Origin of the sequence: Nocardia sp. NPDC050718 (genome assembly GCF_040654235.1) — a bacterium.
Lineage (GTDB): Bacteria > Actinomycetota > Actinomycetes > Mycobacteriales > Mycobacteriaceae > Nocardia.
Genome location: NZ_JBFAHQ010000005.1, coordinates 100,784 through 116,327, shown reverse-complemented (window position 1 = coordinate 116,327; position 15,544 = coordinate 100,784). Strand labels below are relative to the sequence as shown.

17 protein-coding genes are annotated in these 15,544 nt (G+C 69.9%); 11 read left to right on the top strand and 6 right to left on the bottom strand.

Annotation, left to right across the window (positions count from 1 at the left end; translation table 11 throughout):
- Positions 1 to 107 precede the first annotated feature (107 nt).
- From AB0H54_RS23210 to AB0H54_RS23200, 3 genes are all read left to right on the top strand, one after another.
- Positions 108 to 1,097: a phosphotransferase family protein gene (locus AB0H54_RS23210; protein WP_357348474.1), complete on the top strand. Its 990-nt coding sequence runs from the start codon at positions 108 to 110 to the stop codon at positions 1,095 to 1,097.
- Positions 1,098 to 1,167: 70 nt separating this feature from the next.
- A complete protein-coding gene (locus AB0H54_RS23205; RefSeq protein ID WP_357347761.1) occupies positions 1,168 to 1,692 on the top strand; it encodes a DinB family protein in 525 nt (174 codons plus the stop codon).
- 105 nt (positions 1,693 to 1,797) lie between these two features.
- A complete protein-coding gene (locus tag AB0H54_RS23200) occupies positions 1,798 to 2,928 on the top strand; it encodes an NDMA-dependent alcohol dehydrogenase (RefSeq protein WP_357347759.1) in 1,131 nt (376 codons plus the stop codon).
- A 1-nt stretch (position 2,929) separates the two neighbouring features.
- Here the strand turns inward: AB0H54_RS23200 and AB0H54_RS23195 are convergent, their stop codons facing one another.
- Together AB0H54_RS23195 and aztA are read right to left on the bottom strand one after the other, a co-directional pair.
- Positions 2,930 to 3,286, bottom strand: a complete 357-nt coding sequence (locus tag AB0H54_RS23195) for a DUF1801 domain-containing protein (protein ID WP_357347757.1) — start codon at positions 3,284 to 3,286, stop codon at positions 2,930 to 2,932.
- 48 nt (positions 3,287 to 3,334) lie between these two features.
- On the bottom strand, positions 3,335 to 4,009 hold the full coding sequence (aztA, locus tag AB0H54_RS23190; protein WP_357347755.1) for a zinc ABC transporter ATP-binding protein AztA: 675 nt from the start codon (positions 4,007 to 4,009) through the stop codon (positions 3,335 to 3,337).
- Here aztA and aztB point away from each other — a divergent pair.
- From aztB to aztD, 3 genes are all read left to right on the top strand, one after another.
- The gene (gene aztB / locus AB0H54_RS23185; RefSeq protein ID WP_357347753.1) at positions 4,001 to 6,079 is read left to right on the top strand and encodes a zinc ABC transporter permease AztB; all 2,079 of its coding nucleotides are present in this window, start codon (positions 4,001 to 4,003) and stop codon (positions 6,077 to 6,079) included. The two genes, aztA and aztB, sit on opposite strands and share 9 nt — an antisense overlap.
- 218 nt (positions 6,080 to 6,297) lie before the next feature.
- A complete protein-coding gene (gene aztC / locus AB0H54_RS23180; protein WP_357347751.1) occupies positions 6,298 to 7,206 on the top strand; it encodes a zinc ABC transporter substrate-binding protein AztC in 909 nt (302 codons plus the stop codon).
- Between the two features lie 26 nt (positions 7,207 to 7,232).
- On the top strand, positions 7,233 to 8,399 hold the full coding sequence (gene aztD / locus AB0H54_RS23175) for a zinc metallochaperone AztD (RefSeq protein ID WP_357347749.1): 1,167 nt from the start codon (positions 7,233 to 7,235) through the stop codon (positions 8,397 to 8,399).
- 49 nt (positions 8,400 to 8,448) lie between these two features.
- Here aztD and AB0H54_RS23170 read toward each other — a convergent pair whose 3' ends face one another.
- Positions 8,449 to 9,645, bottom strand: a complete 1,197-nt coding sequence (locus tag AB0H54_RS23170) for a serine hydrolase domain-containing protein (protein WP_357347747.1) — start codon at positions 9,643 to 9,645, stop codon at positions 8,449 to 8,451.
- A 38-nt stretch (positions 9,646 to 9,683) separates the two neighbouring features.
- Here AB0H54_RS23170 and AB0H54_RS23165 point away from each other — a divergent pair, with 38 nt between their 5' ends.
- From AB0H54_RS23165 to AB0H54_RS23155, 3 genes are all read left to right on the top strand, one after another.
- The gene (locus AB0H54_RS23165; RefSeq protein ID WP_357347745.1) at positions 9,684 to 10,499 is read left to right on the top strand and encodes a serine hydrolase domain-containing protein; all 816 of its coding nucleotides are present in this window, start codon (positions 9,684 to 9,686) and stop codon (positions 10,497 to 10,499) included.
- Positions 10,500 to 10,600: 101 nt separating this feature from the next.
- Positions 10,601 to 11,137, top strand: coding sequence for a DUF3145 domain-containing protein (locus AB0H54_RS23160; RefSeq protein WP_355279011.1), 537 nt, complete (start codon positions 10,601 to 10,603; stop codon positions 11,135 to 11,137).
- 237 nt (positions 11,138 to 11,374) lie between these two features.
- The gene (locus AB0H54_RS23155) at positions 11,375 to 11,551 is read left to right on the top strand and encodes a hypothetical protein (RefSeq protein WP_357347744.1); all 177 of its coding nucleotides are present in this window, start codon (positions 11,375 to 11,377) and stop codon (positions 11,549 to 11,551) included.
- 15 nt (positions 11,552 to 11,566) lie between these two features.
- On the opposite strand, the gene AB0H54_RS23150 is transcribed toward AB0H54_RS23155, so the two are convergent.
- The 3 genes from AB0H54_RS23150 to AB0H54_RS23140 all read right to left on the bottom strand — a co-directional run bounded on the left by AB0H54_RS23150 (position 11,567) and on the right by AB0H54_RS23140 (position 13,784).
- Positions 11,567 to 12,256, bottom strand: a complete 690-nt coding sequence (locus tag AB0H54_RS23150; protein ID WP_357347742.1) for a hypothetical protein — start codon at positions 12,254 to 12,256, stop codon at positions 11,567 to 11,569.
- Positions 12,253 to 12,852: a GNAT family N-acetyltransferase gene (locus tag AB0H54_RS23145; protein WP_357347740.1), complete on the bottom strand. Its 600-nt coding sequence runs from the start codon at positions 12,850 to 12,852 to the stop codon at positions 12,253 to 12,255. The genes AB0H54_RS23150 and AB0H54_RS23145 overlap by 4 nt, the downstream gene beginning before the upstream one ends.
- A gap of 116 nt (positions 12,853 to 12,968) precedes the next feature.
- Positions 12,969 to 13,784, bottom strand: a complete 816-nt coding sequence (locus tag AB0H54_RS23140; RefSeq protein WP_357347738.1) for an NAD(P)H-binding protein — start codon at positions 13,782 to 13,784, stop codon at positions 12,969 to 12,971.
- A 182-nt stretch (positions 13,785 to 13,966) separates the two neighbouring features.
- Between AB0H54_RS23140 and AB0H54_RS23135 the strand changes: the two genes are divergently transcribed.
- Both AB0H54_RS23135 and AB0H54_RS23130 read left to right on the top strand, forming a co-directional pair.
- Positions 13,967 to 14,308 (top strand): DUF4377 domain-containing protein, encoded by a 342-nt coding sequence (locus tag AB0H54_RS23135; RefSeq protein ID WP_357347736.1) that lies wholly within the window; start codon positions 13,967 to 13,969, stop codon positions 14,306 to 14,308.
- Positions 14,309 to 14,432: 124 nt separating this feature from the next.
- Entirely contained in the window at positions 14,433 to 15,542 is a 1,110-nt protein-coding gene (locus AB0H54_RS23130) for an NAD(P)/FAD-dependent oxidoreductase (protein WP_357347734.1), read from the top strand.
- The last annotated feature ends 2 nt before the right edge of the window (positions 15,543 to 15,544 follow it).

The window sequence follows — 15,544 nt, the reverse complement described above, 5'->3', positions numbered from 1 at the left end:
GCCGGGCCCACGGACGACCCGCCTCGGGCACAATGATCGCCATGTCTGTTTCGCAACCGGTCGACGTGGACCCGGCGATCGCGGATTTCGCGGCGATCGGCCGATGGATGGACGAGCGTGGCCTGCCCGTCGGCGAGCTCGGCCCGGTCAGCGCGATCGGCGGTGGCACGCAGAACATCATGTTGCGGTTCCGCCGTGGTGATCGCGAGTACGTGCTGCGACGCGGACCCAAGCATCTGCGCGCCAAGAGCAACGACGTGATCCGCCGCGAATCGCGGCTCCTGGGCGCGCTCGACGGCACCGAGGTGCGCTCGCCCCGGGTGATCGCCGCCTGCGACGACGAGACCGTGATCGGCGCGGTCTTCTATCTGATGGAGCCGATCCACGGCTTCAACCCGCAGACCGAACTGCCCGAGCTGCACGCGAACGATCCCGAGATCCGCAGGCAGATGGGCCTGTCCGCGGTGGAGGCGATCGCGCGGCTCGGCGCGCTCGACTATCGGGCGCTCAGCCTGGACGACTACGGCAAGCCCGAGGGTTTCCTGGAACGTCAGGTCCCGCGCTGGTTGCGCGAACTCGACTCCTACACCGCCAACGAGGGCTACCCCGGCCCGCGGATTCCGGGGGTCGAGCAGGTCGGTGACTGGCTCGAGCGCAATCGGCCGAGCAGCTGGACGCCGGGCATCATGCACGGCGACTGCCACCTGGCCAACATGATGTTCGACTACGACGGCCCGCAGGTGGCCGCGATGGTCGACTGGGAGATGTCGACCATCGGCGATCCGCTGCTCGACCTGGGCTGGCAGCTGGCCACCCGGCCGGTGCCCGGCACCGTCGGCGCCGGCCTGATGGGCACTCTCGGCACGGTCGGCGGCCTGCCGACGCCCGCGGAGATGATCGAGCACTACGGCCGGTTCTCCGACCGCGATCTGAGCGCGGTGACCTGGTACGAGGTGCTCGCCTGCTTCAAGCTCGGCATCGTGCTCGAGGGCACGCACGCCCGCGCCTTCGCGGGCAAGGCGCCCAAGCCGGTCGGTGACTTCCTGCACGCGGTGACCCTGGAACTGTTCGAGAAGGCCCGTCAGCTGACCGCGTGATGCCCGGATCTCGCCGATGGTTGGCGGAATATCGATGGATCGCAAGATTCAGACATCCTAGGCTGGGGGCATGATCGTTCCCGACACCAAGAACTGGACCTGGGTCCTCGAACGCGCCTGTCCCGACTGCGGATTCGACGCCGAGGCGACCGCCTACGCGGCGGTGCCCGAGCGGACCCTCGACAGCGCCGCGCGGATCGGCGCCGCGCTCGAGCGCGACGACGCGCGGGTCCGTCCGGACGACGCGACCTGGTCGGTGCTCGAATACGGCGCCCACGTGCGCGACGTCTGCCGGATCTTCGACACCCGGCTGGCCCTGATGCTGGCCGACGACGGCGTCGAGCCGCCGCGCTTCGAGAACTGGGACCAGGACGCGACCGCCGTCGCCGACCGCTACGACCGGCAGGACCCGGCGGTGGTGGCGACCGAACTCGCGGCCGCCGCCGATCGGGTCGCCGCCGCCTTCGCCGCGGTGCCTGCGGATCGGCTCGGCGCGCGGGGCGCGCGTAGCGACGGATCGCTGTTCACGGTCACCTCGCTGTCCCGATACTTCCTCCACGACCTCGTCCATCATGTCCATGACGTGCGCGGATAGATTTTTCTCGGACAATTTCTAGAACGTGTTTCAGAATTGGCCGATTCTTCGTTAGGGTGAGTGCAGTCACAACGAGGCACAAGCTTGGCGAGAGGTCGACCGGACATGAAGACGAAGGGCGCGATCCTGTGGGGCATCGATCAGGAATGGTCGGTGGAGGAGATCGAGGTCGGCGATCCCGTCGCCGGTGAAGTGCAGATCCGGATGGAAACGGCGGGCATGTGCCACTCCGACCATCACATCGTCACCGGCGCGACGCCGATGCCGGGCTACCCCGTGATGGGTGGCCACGAGGGCGCTGGTGTGATCACCAAGCTCGGCCCGAACTGCCCCAGCGACCTGGCCGTGGGCGACCACGTCATCCTGTCGTTCATCCCGGCCTGCGGCCGCTGTCCCGCCTGCGTCGCGGGCAACATGGCGCTGTGCGACCTGGGCGCGGGCCTGCTGATGGGCCAGGCGATCTCGGACGGCACCTACCGCATCCAGGCGCGCGGCGAGAACGTCATCCCGATGTGCCTGCTCGGCACCTTCGCCCCGTACATGACGGTGCACCACACCTCGGTCGTGAAGATCGACCCGACCATCCCGTTCGAGGTCGCGTGCCTCGTCGGCTGTGGCGTGCCGACCGGTTTCGGCTCCTCGACCCATGTCGCCGAGGTGAAGCCGGGCGAGACCGTGGTGATCGCCGGCATCGGCGGCGTCGGCATGAGCGCGCTGCAGGGCGCGGTGCTCTCCGGCGCGTCGAAGGTCATCGCCATCGACCCGAACCCGTGGAAGCGCGAGCAGGCGCAGAAGTTCGGCGCCACCCACACCTACGAGAGCATGGCCGCCGCGATCATGCCGATGATCGACGCCACCGAGGGCCGGATGGCCGAGAAGGTCATCCTCACCATGGGTGAGATGCACGGCGACTACATCGAAGAGGGCCTGATCCTCACCGGCAAGGCGGGCACCCTGGTCGTCACCTCGATGGGCCGCATGGACGCCGGCGACGTGAAGATGAACAGCTTCCTGCTGTCCATGCTGCAGAAGACGGTGAAGGGCTGCATCTTCGGCGGCGGCAACGCCCGTCAGGACGCGCCGCGCCTGCTGTCGCTCTACAAGTCGGGCCAGCTCAACCTGGACGACATGGTCACCCGCAGCTACTCGCTCGAGGAGATCAACCAGGGCTACCAGGACATGCTCGACGGCAAGAACATCCGCGGCATCATCCGCTTCACCGAAGCCGACTGGTAAGTCAGCGAGCGCGTTCCCGCTCGGCGAGCCGGACCGCGACCTGCGCGATCAGGTCGTACGGAATCGGTTCCCCGAGCGGGAATTTCAGGGTGCCACGGCCCGCGACGTAGGGCGCGACGGCACGTTCGAAGGCCTCGTCCCCATCGGGGATCGGGTACACACTCACATGTTCCTTCCACCCGGCGAAGGACATGAACGCCCGGCCGTCGAGGGTGACGGCCGGGATGGCGTAACTGATCTTCTCGCCCGTCTCCGGCAGCACGCGATGAATCGTCTCGCGGATCCGCTGGAGCGCGGCGCGCTGGGCTTCCGGTTGATCGGCCAGATAGGCGTCCACGGAGATCGGTGTCGCGGCCATGATTCCTCCTGCTGCGCGGCGAGCGGGTGGAGCGGATGCCCCGCGATTCTACGACCGGGCACCCACCTCACCGGGCCGACCCGCGGCGATTCGCCCCTCGGCCAGCGTCACCAGATGATCGGCCCTCGCCGCCTCGGCCGGATCGTGGGTGGCCTGCACGACGGTGACCCCGGCCGCGCCGACCTCGGTCAGCACCTGGGCGATCGCGGCCTGCGAGTCCGCGTCCAGGCCGGTCGCCGGTTCGTCGAGTAGCAGCAGGTCGGACTCCTGGGCCAGGGCCTGGGCGAGCAGGGCACGCTGGCGTTGTCCACCCGAGAGGGTGTCGAGCCGCCGCGTCGCCAGTGCGGTGAGATCCATCCGCTCCAGGCAGGCGTGCGTGATCGCCCTGTCCGCGCGGGTGAGGCGGCGCCACGGTCCGCGCCGCGCCCACCGTCCCATGGCCACCGTGTCGCGCACGGTCAACGGCAAGGTCGGTGGAATCGCCGTGTGCTGCACCACGATCGCCGGTCGCCGGGTGGTGTTGCGGGTCATCCTGCCCGCCTGGATCGGCACCGTGCCTGCCAAGACGCCGAGCAAGGTCGATTTCCCCGAACCGTTGGGGCCGACGATCGCCGTCACCCGTCCGCGCGGAATCGTCGCCGACACCTCGGTGAGCACCGGCGTCGCGCCGTAGCCCGCCGTCAAGCGCTCGATCGTGATCGCGCTGTCCTCTGTGTGCTGCATCTCACCTCAATTGAAACGATAATCATTTTCAGTATATCGTCTCGCGCTATGGATTGGCTGTTCGCCCCGTTCGAGGTGGCCTTCGTGCAACGCGCGCTGTGGGGTGGGCTGCTCGTGTCGTGCGTGTGCGCCCTCGCCGGGACCTGGGTCGTGGTGCGCGGCATGGCCTTTCTCGGCGACGCGATGTCGCACGGGATGCTGCCCGGCGTCGCGGTCGCGGCGCTGCTCGGTGGGAACCTGCTGCTCGGCGCCGCGATCAGTTGCGCCGCCATGGCTTTCGGGGTGTCGGCGCTCGGCCGGAGCAAGCGATTCGCGCCCGATACCGCGATCGGGCTGCTGTTCGTCGGCATGCTCGCGGCCGGGGTGATCATCGTGTCGCGTTCGCAGTCGTTCGCCGTCGACCTGACCGGGTTCCTGTTCGGTGACGTGCTCGCGGTGCGGTCGCGTGATCTGGGGTATCTCGGTGTGGCGCTGGTGGTCGCGCTCGTGGTGACGGTGCTGGGGCATCGGGCGTTCGTCGCCTCGACCTTCGATCCGCGCAAGGCCCACACGCTCGGGCTGCGGCCGAAGCTCGCCCAGGTGGCGCTGATCGGACTGGTGACGCTGGCCATCGTCGCGTCGTTCCACGTCGTCGGGACGCTGCTGGTGTTCGGCCTGCTCATCGCGCCGCCGGCGGCGGCGATGTACTGGTCGGACCGGATTCCGGTCGTCATGCTGATCGCGGCGCTGCTCGGCGGTGCGTCGACCGCCGTCGGCCTGCTCGTCTCGTGGCACGCGGAAACCGCGGCGGGCGCGACGATCGCCGCCGTCGCGGTCGGTGCGTTCTTCCTGTCGGCGATCCTCGCCGCGCTGCGCGACCGCTTCGGCGCGCGCCGGCTCGGTGCCGCGTCGGTGGCCGCGCTCGCTGCCGTGCCGCTGGTCGGGTGTGGGTCGGGGGAGCCGCCGATGGTCGAGGAGCCACCACACGGGTTCGTCGCGGGGGGCGAGGAGATGGCCGAGCCGCAGACGCGGCTGATCGTGACGGATGCGGGGACGGGGGAGGTGCGGGTCGTCGACCTGCTCACCGAGCAGGTGACCACTCTCGATGCTGTGGAAACTGGTACCCCGCAGGCACATTCGGTGGGCACCGGCGTGAACGGGGTGCGGCTGGCCGGGGACGGCCGCTTCGGCTTCGTCGCCGCTGGTGGCCGGTTGTCGATCGTGGACAGTGGGGCGTGGACCGTCGATCACGGCGATCATCGGCACTACTACAGCGCACCGATTCGGAGGGTCGGGTCGACCGATTTCCCGGCGGCGGAGCCGGGCCCGATCGCGGCGCACAGTGATCCCGTTGTCACAGCGGTCGTTTCGGAGGGTGGCGAGACGATGCTGTTCGATCGGGCCGCGCTGGGCGAAGGGACGGTGGGGGAGCCGCGGCGGATCGATGGTGTGGCGGTGCCGTACGCGGAGCGGTTGATCGTCGTCGATCGTGCGGGGCGGGTGGAGGTGCGCGGGCGCGACGGCGCGGCGGGGGAAGCGCAGCCGGTGACGTGCGCTGAGGCGCGGGGGCAGGCGGTGACAAGGCGTGGGGTCGTCTTCGGTTGCGCCGACGGTGCTCTCGTCGTCACGCAGCGCGACGGCGCGTTCGTCAGCGAGAAGATTCCGTACCCGGCGTCGTCCGCCGAGCGCGCGACCGCCTTCACCCATCGGCCGGGAAGCAACACGCTGACCGCGCTCGCCGGGCGTACCGGGGTGTGGACGCTCGACATCAGGGCGAAGACCTGGACGTCGACCCCGATCGCCGACGCGGTGGCGGTGAACACCGCGGGCGAGGGGTCGTCGCTGCTGGTCCTCACCCGCGACGGCGTCCTGCACGGCCTCGACCCCGTCACCGGAACGGAGACAGCACGCCTCGGCCTCGTCGGCGGACCGGTCGAGACCGCGACGATCCATGTCGATCCGGATCGCGCCTACGTCAACGACATTCGCGCACGTGCCGTCCATGAGATCGCCTACAACGACAACCTTCGTGTGGCGCGCGACTTTCCGCTGGATATCGCGCCGACGCTGATCGTGGAGACCGGACTGTGAACGCGACACCCCGCCGACGCGCAGCAGCGCCCGGCCAGACTGTGGACCGCAGCCCGAACCGCTGTCTCGGCTTGGGCCGCGACAACGTCCTGGCCTTCGACGGCCTCTCCCACTCGGCGCCACCACCGTCGCGCGACGTCGTTCCTTCCTGGTGGCCGAGGATCCTGGTGCCGGCTCGGCGCTGCCCTCCACACCGGCGGAGGTCGTGGCCCGCCGCGATGATCTCCGCGCTGAGCGTGGCCGTGCTGATGTCGCTGATCAGCGCCTGTTCGGCCGACAGTGATCGCTCCGGGATCGTCGTGACGACCAATATTCTCGGCGATCTGACCAAGGCGGTCGTCGGTGACACCGTGCCGGTCACCGTGCTCATGCAGGCCGGGGCCGATCCGCATTCGTTCGCGATCTCGGCCAGGCAAGCGGCCGAGATCGAACGGTCGGCGCTGGTCGTGCACAACGGGCTCGGCCTCGAAGAGGGCGTTGCACGGCACGTGCGGGCGGCGGCCGCGGCGGGCGTGCCCACGCTGGCGGTGGCCGAACGGGTCGACCCGATCGCGTACACCTCCGACGAATCGGCGGGCAAGCCCGATCCGCACTTCTGGACCGACCCGCGGCGGGTCCGCACGGCCGTCGAGGCGATCAGCGCGGAAGTCCTCGCGCGGGTGGACGGCGTCGACGGCGCGGCGGTGCGCGCGAACACCGAGCGCTATCTCGCCGAGATCGATCAGCTCGACCGGTGGATGACCGATCGGTTCGCGGCGATCCCCGCCGACCGCAGGCAGCTGGTCACCGACCATCACGTCTTCGGTTATCTCGCACAGCGATTCGGCTTCCGGGTGATCGGTGCGGTGATCCCCAGCGGCACCACCCTGGCCTCGCCCAGCGCCGCCGATCTCGACGGGCTCGCCGCCGCCATCCGGGCCGCGGGCGTGAGCGCGATCTTCGCCGATTCCGCCCAGCCCGACCGGCTCTCGCGCGTCCTCGCCGAGCACACCGGTCTGACGGTGCGGGTGATCGGCCTGCACACCGAATCGCTCACCGCGCCCGGCGGCGGCGCGGCCACCTATCTCGAGATGGCCCGCGCCAACACCGAGGCCATCGCCCGCGGGCTGGCCGGGCCGACAACGTAGTTCACGCAGGAGAAATGGAGCAGCACATGCACAGTCGGTCACGGACCACCACGCTGGTGGCCCTGTCCGGGGTCTTCGCCTCGGTGGTCGCGCTCAGTGGCTGCGGCACGGACGACGCCGCGCACGACCACGAGCACACGCCGGGCGCGGAGCCGATCGCGCTCACCTACAACGGCGGCATCTACGTCCTCGACGGCGCCACGCTGGCCCAGCAGGGCGAGGTGCGGCTCGACGGCTACAACCGGCTCAACCCGGCGGGCGACGACGACCACCTCATGGTGTCGACCAAGGACGGCTTCCGCGTCTTCGACGCCTACGACCGGGAATTCACCGGCACCGAGTTCCCCGCGCGCAAGCCCGGCCACGTCGTGCGGCACGCGGGCAAGACCGTGCTGTTCGCCGACGGATCGGGTGAGGTCACCGTCTTCGACTCCGATCAGCTCGCGCACGGCACGCCGAAGACCGAGGTCTACCGGGCGGCCGCGCCGCACCACGGTGTCGCGATCGAGCTGAGCAACCGGCAGCTCGTGGTGACCCTGGGCACCGAGGACAAGCGGGTCGGCGCGGTCGCGCTCGATCAGGATCGCAAGGAGCTCGCCAGGAACGAGGACTGCCCCGGCGTGCACGGCGAGGCGACCGCGAAGGACGAGGCGGTGGTGATCGGCTGCCAGACCGGTGCCGTGGTCTATCGCGACGGGAAGTTCACCAAGGTCGCCAGCCCGGATCCGTACGGCCGGATCGGCAATATGTCCGGCAGCGCGGAATCACCGATCGTGCTCGGCGACTACAAGGTCGACAAGGACGCCGAACTGGAACGGCCGCAGCGGATCTCGCTGGTGAACACCGCCGACGGCTCCCTGCGCCTGGTCGACATCGGCACCAGCTACACCTTCCGCTCCCTGGGCCGCGGCCCGCGGGGCGAAGCGCTGGTGCTGGGCACCGACGGCAAGATCCACGTCGTCGACCCGGTCGCGGGCACCGTCACCCGGACCATTCCGGTGCTCGGCAGCTGGCAGGAACCGCTCGACTGGCAGGACGCGCGGCCCGCGCTGTTCGTGCGCGGCGGGATCGCCTACGTCTCCGACCCGGCGGCCAAGCAGGTGCACCGCGTCGACCTGGCGGACGGAAAGGTCACGGCCACCGCCACCTTGGCGGCGGCGCCGAACGAGATCAGCGGCGTCGCCGGACACTGATCGACCGACGGCGCGCATCGGTGGGATCTACCACCGATGCGCGCCGAGGTCAGCCGGCGCAGCGCAGGACGGCCTCGCGCAGATTGCGGCTGCGGACGTCGTCGAGGATCGCCATGCCGAGGCGGTTCATGCTGTAGCCGAAGCCGAGGCCCGTCGTCGGGTCGGCGAAACCGAACGAGCCGCCGAGGCCGGTGGTGCCGTAGGCGCGCTTGTCCGAGCCGAACCGGAAACTGCCGCGCGACTTGCGGAAGCCCAGGTGGTAGCGGCTCTTGGTGTGCAGCACCAGGTCGTCGGCGGGCACGTCGTCCGCAGTGTCGGCCGCGGCGAGCAGGTCGAGCACGGTGTCGCTGATCGGCAGCGCGCCGGTGCGCCCGGCCGCCGCGCCGTAGACCCGGGCCAGCGCGCGGGCGTTGCCGACGCCGTTCATGCCCGGCCACTCGATCTCCAGGAATTCCCGGCGGGCGGCGCGGGCGGGCGCGCCGGGGCGCGGATTGGTCAGCGCCGCGTAGGAGAGCCCCCGCTTGGCGTAGACCTCGGCGCCGATCCGCACCGGGATGTCAGCGAGTTCGTAGCGCAGGATGTCGAGGCCCTTCGTCGCCGACAGCTCGGCGACCCGCTCCATCGGCTCGGTCCCGGGCAGCCCGATGAACAGGTCGGCCTCGACCGGGGCGGCGATCTCCTCGGCGAAGAACCGGCCCAGGCTGCGGCCCGCTGGATCGACCCGGCGCAGCAGCTCGCTCTGATAGAGGCCGAGGGTCAGCGCGTGGTAACCGTGCCGGGTGCCCGGCCGCCACGCCGGCTTCTGCTCGGCCAGCAGCGTGCCGAGGGCGTCGCGATCGGCGAGCTCGCGCAGTTTCACGATCCGGTCCAGCCCGGACAGCCCGGCCTGATGGTCGATCAGCTGCCGGACGGTGATCGCGTCCTTGCCGTTGGCGGCGAACTCCGGCCAGTACTTCGCCACCGGCTGCTCGTAGTCGAGCAGGCCGCGCGAGACGGCGGTGGCGATCGTGAACGCCGACATCCCCTTCGAGGAGGAGAACACCGGCACGATGGTGTCGCGCTCCCACGGCACCGCGCGAACGCGGTCGCGATGGCCTGCCCACAGGTCGACCACAGGCTCGCCACCTGCGTAGACGGCCACGGCGGCGCCGATCTCCCCGTGCTCGGTGAAGTTGCGGCGGAAGGCGTCGGCGACGGGGCCGAAACCGGCCGCCACGTCGCCGTGGATCGATGGTGCGGGACTCATGGTGACTCGATCGTAGCGGCGTCTCGTACGCTGCCGATATGCGTTCGTTCGAGCAGATCCAGCACTGGCCGGTCGCCAACGCCGCCGCCGCGGTCGTCACCGCGGGCGGCGTGTCGACCACCGGCGACACCGCGCGGGTGTTCCGCCTGGCCTCGGTCACCAAGCCCCTCGTCGCCTACGCCACGCTCGTCGCGATCGAGGAGGGCGCGGTCGAGCTCGATCAGCCCGCCGGCCCGCCCGGATCGACCGTGCGCCATCTGCTCGCGCACACCTCCGGCGTCGCCTTCGCCACCCCCGAGGTCATCGCCGCGCCCGGTGCCCGGCGCATCTATTCCAGCGCGGGTTTCGAACTGCTCGCCGATTTCCTCACCGCGAATACCGGCATCGCCTTCCCGCACTATCTGCACGAGGCGGTATTCGAACCGCTCGGTATGCGCACCGCGGTCCTCGACGGTTCCGCCGGGCACGCGGCGAAGGCCTCCGTCGACGACCTGATTCGATTCGCCATCGAGTTGCTGACACCTCGATTGATATCTGAGCAAACCCTCGCGGACGCGACCTCGGTGCAATTCCCCGGCCGCGACGGAGTCCTGCCCGGATTCGGCTCCCAGCGCCCCAACGACTGGGGATTGGGATTCGAAATCCGCGACGGGAAATCCCCGCACTGGACCGGATCCGCCAATTCCGGGCGGACCTACGGACACTTCGGGCAGTCCGGCACGTTCCTCTGGGTCGACCCGGAAATAGGAGTGGCGACGATCGCGCTGAGCGACGAGAATTTCGGCGACTGGGCTCGAGCGGCGTGGCCGAAATTCAGCGATTCCGTGATCGCAGAGACACACAACACGCTGTGAAGTAACACCCGTACCACCGAACACTTCAGTACACTCGGGCCACGCCAGTCCGACGGGTCGTTGGGGAAGACGCTCCTTGTCGAGGCTGGAGGTGTTGTGTAGTGCGCGCATCGAGTCAGTTCGCTGATGCGACGGCGGGTGTGGTCTACATCCACTCATCGCCCGCCGCGTTGTGCCCGCACGTCGAATGGGCACTGTCCACCGCGCTCTCCGCCCCCGCGAAATTGCGCTGGACCGCGCAACCGGCCGACGGACAACTGCGCGCCAGCAGCGATTGGATCGGCCCCGTCGGCACGGCATCGCGGATTGCCCAATCATTGCGCGCCTGGCCGGTGCTGCGCTTCGAGGTCACCGAGGACCCCAGCGAGGGCGTCGACGGCGAGCGCTACAGCTTCGTCCCCGCCCTGGGCCTGTGGCACGGCTCCACCGGCGCCAACGGCGATGTGATGCTCGGCGAGATGCGATTACGCGCCTTACTCCAGGCCGCCAGGGAACTCGGCGGCCACGGCACCTACGACCTGTCCGCCGAGATCGATCGTGCCCTGGGGACCGCGTGGGACGAGGACCTCGAGGCCTACCGCCAGGGCACCGACTGCGTCGGCGCCGAAGTCACCTGGCTGCGCCGCGACGTCGGCTGACCGCTCGATCCGCGCGCGAGCTCCGACGCTGCTACCTTCGTCGGTATGACACGTGGGGGCGGGACATTCGGGTGGCCGATCGTGCTCGTCGGCGCCGTACTGGCGCTGACAGGCTGTTCCGGTGACACGGCGGGGACGGCGACACCCGCGTCATCGACCGCGGCACCATCGACCGCGGCGTCGTCGACCAAACCGAGCACATCCGGCGCACCGGTCCCCGCGGGGGATCTGACAACCATGACCTGCGCCCAGTTCCTGGCCCTCGACGATCCGACCCAGAAGTCGACCCTGCCCGCGCTGGCCGACCAGCTCGGATACAAGACACTCGTGAACCCGAGCAATTACAAGATCGTGCAGGCGATGTGCAAGACCGACGGCACGAAACTGGTCAAGGAGTGGCTCGGCCGCGCTTGACCGGCCGTAGTCCCGTCAGTTCCGAACGGCGGGAATGGATTCGACGGACTCGGGTGCCACCGGGCGGTTGAGATAGGTCGCGTGGGCGGCGAACACGACCGCGCAGACCGCGAAGAGAGCGGCGGTGGCGGCCAGAATCCGGTTGTTGCTCACGCCGGTTCGGCGAGGGAGGAAAACCGGGGCGAGCGCGCCCAGAACGGCTGTCAGCAGGGTGTAGCCGAAGGACCAGTCGTCGACCGAGCGCAGGACCCGCATGATGATCCGCGAAGCGCTGTCGGCGGTGGCGCCGTCCACCAGCCGGGCAGTCCAGGTCGCCGCGACGACACCGGACAGTGCGGCGAAGGGCCACAGCACGGCGGCGCCCGCGATTCCGGCGGCGCCGCATCGGCCGAGGAACGCGCGTGGACTCCGGCCCGCGATGGCGGAGTCGGCCAATGCCGCTGCGGGAAGGCCGATTCCGACGGTGACACCGGCTCCGATCGCCACCGGAACGACCACCATCCAGAGATAGACGCCCCCGGTGGCGAGGACCGTCAACCGGTCGGGCGCGTGGACCGCGGCCGCGATCCCGGTGCTCACCGCGCCGCCGATCGCCGCGAATACGAGCACGGTCACCACCGCTGACGCCGCGGCGGTGGCCACGGCCCACCCCAGGCCGCTGTTCGGCCGCCCGGTCACCGCGCCGGAACGCGTCGCATCGCTCACCCGGCCACTGTAGGGCCGCGATGCGCGGACCGGTCCATGACCCAGAGCATGCCGCGGCCTGATTCGCCTGGGGTGGAGACGACTCGGGGGCCGGTGCTCGCGAGGCGGTAGCCGATGCGGCGTGCCACCGCGGCGCTGCGGAGGTTGGCCGCGTCGCAATGGATTTCGATGCGGTGGATGCCGGGGAGGGTCAGGGCGATGGTGGTCAGGGCGCCGGCGGCGCGGGTGATCACGCCGCGGCCGACGTGCTCGGTGTGGCACCAGTAGCCGATTTCGAGGGTGGCCGGGCCGACGCGATCGTGCAGGCCGACGACACCGAGCAGCGAGCCCGCGCGATCGAAGACGCCGTAGTTGAATCCGCCGTCCGGTGTCGGCCACGCCGACAGATTCGCGTGGTTCGCGGCCACGTCGTCGAAGTCCGGCGGCTCGGCCGCCCATTCCATCCAGTGATGCAGCTGCTCGAACGACGCGTTGATCGCGGCGAACTTGGCGTCCAGGTCCTCGGCCTGCCACCGCCGAATCACGAGGTCCCCGACCAGCACTCGGTCGGGCGGCACGATCCCCGGCGGCAGTGCTGGGGGATATTCGGTGTCCACACCCCGATGGTCGTCCACCGATCCGCACGCGCGCAATGCGAATTCGATCCGCCGATCGCGGACGCCCGTGGCGGGTGACCGCAGTGAAGGCCGGGCGGCTCGCCGGCGCGGAGATGTCAGGGGGCGAGGAAGCGGGACGCGTTGGTGGCGGCCCACTCGGCGAAAGTGGTGCCGGGGCGGCCGGTGATGTCCTGGACGCTGGTGATGGGGAGGGTGCCGGGGTCGGGGGCGTAGTCGGTGAGGACGTTCTCGACGTACCAGACAGCGTTGTCGCCCATGGTGGGCGTGAGGGCGGCGATGGTTTCCTCGCGGGAGGACTGCCGGAAGGCCAGATCGCGCCCGAGGGCGGTGGCGAGGTGGGCGACGAGGGCGGTGCGACTGAGGATTTCGGGGCCTGCCAGCGGGTAGGCGCGGCCCTGATGGGTGTCGGAGAGCAGGGCGGTGGCGGCGACGGCGGCGATGTCGTCCATGGCGATGGGCGCGGTCGCCGTGTCGGGGTACGGCTCGCGGATGGTGGCGGTGTCGCGGATCTGCTGCGACCAGGTGAGCGTGTTCTCCATGAAGTCGGCGGGCCACAGGTGGGTCCAGGCCAGCCCGCTGTCCTCGACGGCCGTGCTCACCGTGCCCCACCAGCTCTCCGGTTCACCCGACAGATCGACGACGTGCTTCACCCCCGCCGCGCGGGCCAGCGCGAGCACCTCGGCCACCGTGTCGGGGGTGGGTGCCAAGTACACCCGCTCCACGCCGTCGAACGCCGCGGGCAGCGTCTCCGGGCGGCGCAGATAGCCCTCGACCACCTCCACGCCTGCGGGCAACGCGGCCTTGCGTGGATCGGTGGTGAGCGCGCGGACCTCGGTGTGTCCCGCGGCGAGCAGGTGGTCGACGACCTTGCGGCCGATGTTCGCGGTGGCCCCGGTTACCAGGATGGTCATGTATTTCCCTCCGGTACTACTCGATGAGGTCCCCATTCTGCCAACGGAATTCGTCGGCGGCACGTAGCAATTTTCGACTCCGGGGCCGCAGGTCGAGGATGGCTACCGGGGTGATGGCTACCGGTCAGCTACTCTGGCGGGGGTAAGCGATCGGTTCCTCCCGACGGCCGAAGGACAGCATGATGCGACGACTCCTCCCGCTCGGCGCGGCGCTCGCCGTCGGCGTCCTCGGCTGTGCGAGTCCGGCCGATGAGCAGCCGACAGCGCACGACGAGACGGTCCGGATGCTCGTCGCACCCGAGCAGGTCGATTGCGTCGGGGTCGCGCCCATGCGCTGCCTGCAGATCAGGTACGCGCCCGACGAGCGCTGGCAGCTGTTCTACGAGGGCATCACCGGGTTCACCTACGAGCCCGGCTACGCCTACGAGCTGACCGTCCGGGTCAGCCCGGTCGACAACCCGCCCGCCGACCACTCCAGCCGTCGCTACGACCTCGTCAGCGTCGACTCGAAAACCCTGGCCTGAGCCGACTGCGTGAATCGACCCAGACCGTGAGGGCAGCGGATGGGTGATCCAGTCGATGCGGCGGTGACGGCTCGCTCCCTAGCGTCGGAATCCAGGACGCGAACCCAGGAGCCAGGAGGCCGTCATGGCCATCCAATACATCGACACACTGATCATCGGCGCAGGTCAAGCCGGTTTGTCGACCGGTAGTGCGCTGCGAAGGGCGGGACAACCGTTCCTGATCGTCGATCGCGGCGAGCGCATCGGCGACAACTGGCGACGGCACTACGACTCGCTGCGCCTCTACACCCCGGCCAAGTACGACGGCCTGCCCGGCCTGCCGTTCCCGGCGGCCGACCGCTGGAGCTATCCCGGCAAGGACGAGGTGGCCGCCTATCTCGAGCAATACGCCCTGCACTGGGATCTGCCGGTGCGGATGCGGACCGGGGTCGACCGGCTCACCGCGCGGCCGGGCGGCGGCTATCTGGCCCATCTCGGTGACGACGTCATCCGCTGTGACAATGTCGTCGTCGCGACGGGCACCTTCGGCCGCACGCCGCACGTGCCGGATTTCGCGGCCGACCTGGATCCGTCGATCACCCAACTGCATTCGAGCCGGTATCGCGGTCCCGCCCAGCTCGGCGACGGGCCGGTGCTGGTGGTCGGTGCCTCGCATTCGGGCACCGATATCGCCTACGAACTCGCCCGCACCCACCCGACGATCCTGTGCGGTCGCGACTGCGGGCAGATTCCGCTGCGCTGGGACTCGCGGGCGATCCGGGTCGCGCTGCCGATCCTGGTGTTCGCCTGGCGGCACATCGTCACCCGGCGCACGCCGATCGGCCGGAAACAGCTGCGCGAGGTGCGTTTCCACGGTGGACCCATGCTGCGGGTCAAGCGGGCCGATCTCGCCGAGCGCGGCGTCGAGCGGATCACCCAGCGGGTGCGCGGGGTGCGCGACGGTCGGCCCGAGCTCGACGACGGCACGCTGCTCGACGTCCGGAACATCGTGTGGGCCACGGGATTCCGGCAGGTGTTCGACTGGATCGACCTGCCGGTCTTCGACGAGAACGGCTGGCCGCGAGAGTATCGCGGGGTCGTCGACGACGCGCCTGGGCTGTTCTTCTGCGGATTGAGCTTCCAGTACGCGTTCTCCTCGATGGTCTTCTCCGGCGTCGGCCGCGACGCCGAGTACCTCGCCCGCCGGATCGTGGCCCGCTCGCGTGACATCGCACCGAACGTAGCCGCGGCCTGACC

Bases quoted from the DNA above. Each gene is read 5' to 3' on its own strand.
- AB0H54_RS23205 (WP_357347761.1), top strand. From the start codon at position 1,168: ATGATCGTTCCCGACACCAAGAACTGGACCTGGGTCCTCGAACGCGCC.
- AB0H54_RS23135 (WP_357347736.1), top strand. From the start codon at position 13,967: ATGCGACGACTCCTCCCGCTCGGCGCGGCGCTCGCCGTCGGCGTCCTC.
- AB0H54_RS23210 (WP_357348474.1), top strand. From the start codon at position 108: ATGGACGAGCGTGGCCTGCCCGTCGGCGAGCTCGGCCCGGTCAGCGCG.
- aztD (WP_357347749.1), top strand. From the start codon at position 7,233: ATGCACAGTCGGTCACGGACCACCACGCTGGTGGCCCTGTCCGGGGTC.
- AB0H54_RS23195 (WP_357347757.1), bottom strand. From the start codon at position 3,286: ATGGCCGCGACACCGATCTCCGTGGACGCCTATCTGGCCGATCAACCG.
- AB0H54_RS23165 (WP_357347745.1), top strand. From the start codon at position 9,684: ATGCGTTCGTTCGAGCAGATCCAGCACTGGCCGGTCGCCAACGCCGCC.
- AB0H54_RS23170 (WP_357347747.1), bottom strand. From the start codon at position 9,645: ATGAGTCCCGCACCATCGATCCACGGCGACGTGGCGGCCGGTTTCGGC.
- AB0H54_RS23130 (WP_357347734.1), top strand. From the start codon at position 14,433: ATGGCCATCCAATACATCGACACACTGATCATCGGCGCAGGTCAAGCC.
- AB0H54_RS23200 (WP_357347759.1), top strand. From the start codon at position 1,798: ATGAAGACGAAGGGCGCGATCCTGTGGGGCATCGATCAGGAATGGTCG.
- aztA (WP_357347755.1), bottom strand. From the start codon at position 4,009: ATGCAGCACACAGAGGACAGCGCGATCACGATCGAGCGCTTGACGGCG.
- AB0H54_RS23140 (WP_357347738.1), bottom strand. From the start codon at position 13,784: ATGACCATCCTGGTAACCGGGGCCACCGCGAACATCGGCCGCAAGGTC.
- AB0H54_RS23155 (WP_357347744.1), top strand. From the start codon at position 11,375: ATGACCTGCGCCCAGTTCCTGGCCCTCGACGATCCGACCCAGAAGTCG.
- aztC (WP_357347751.1), top strand. From the start codon at position 6,298: ATGATCTCCGCGCTGAGCGTGGCCGTGCTGATGTCGCTGATCAGCGCC.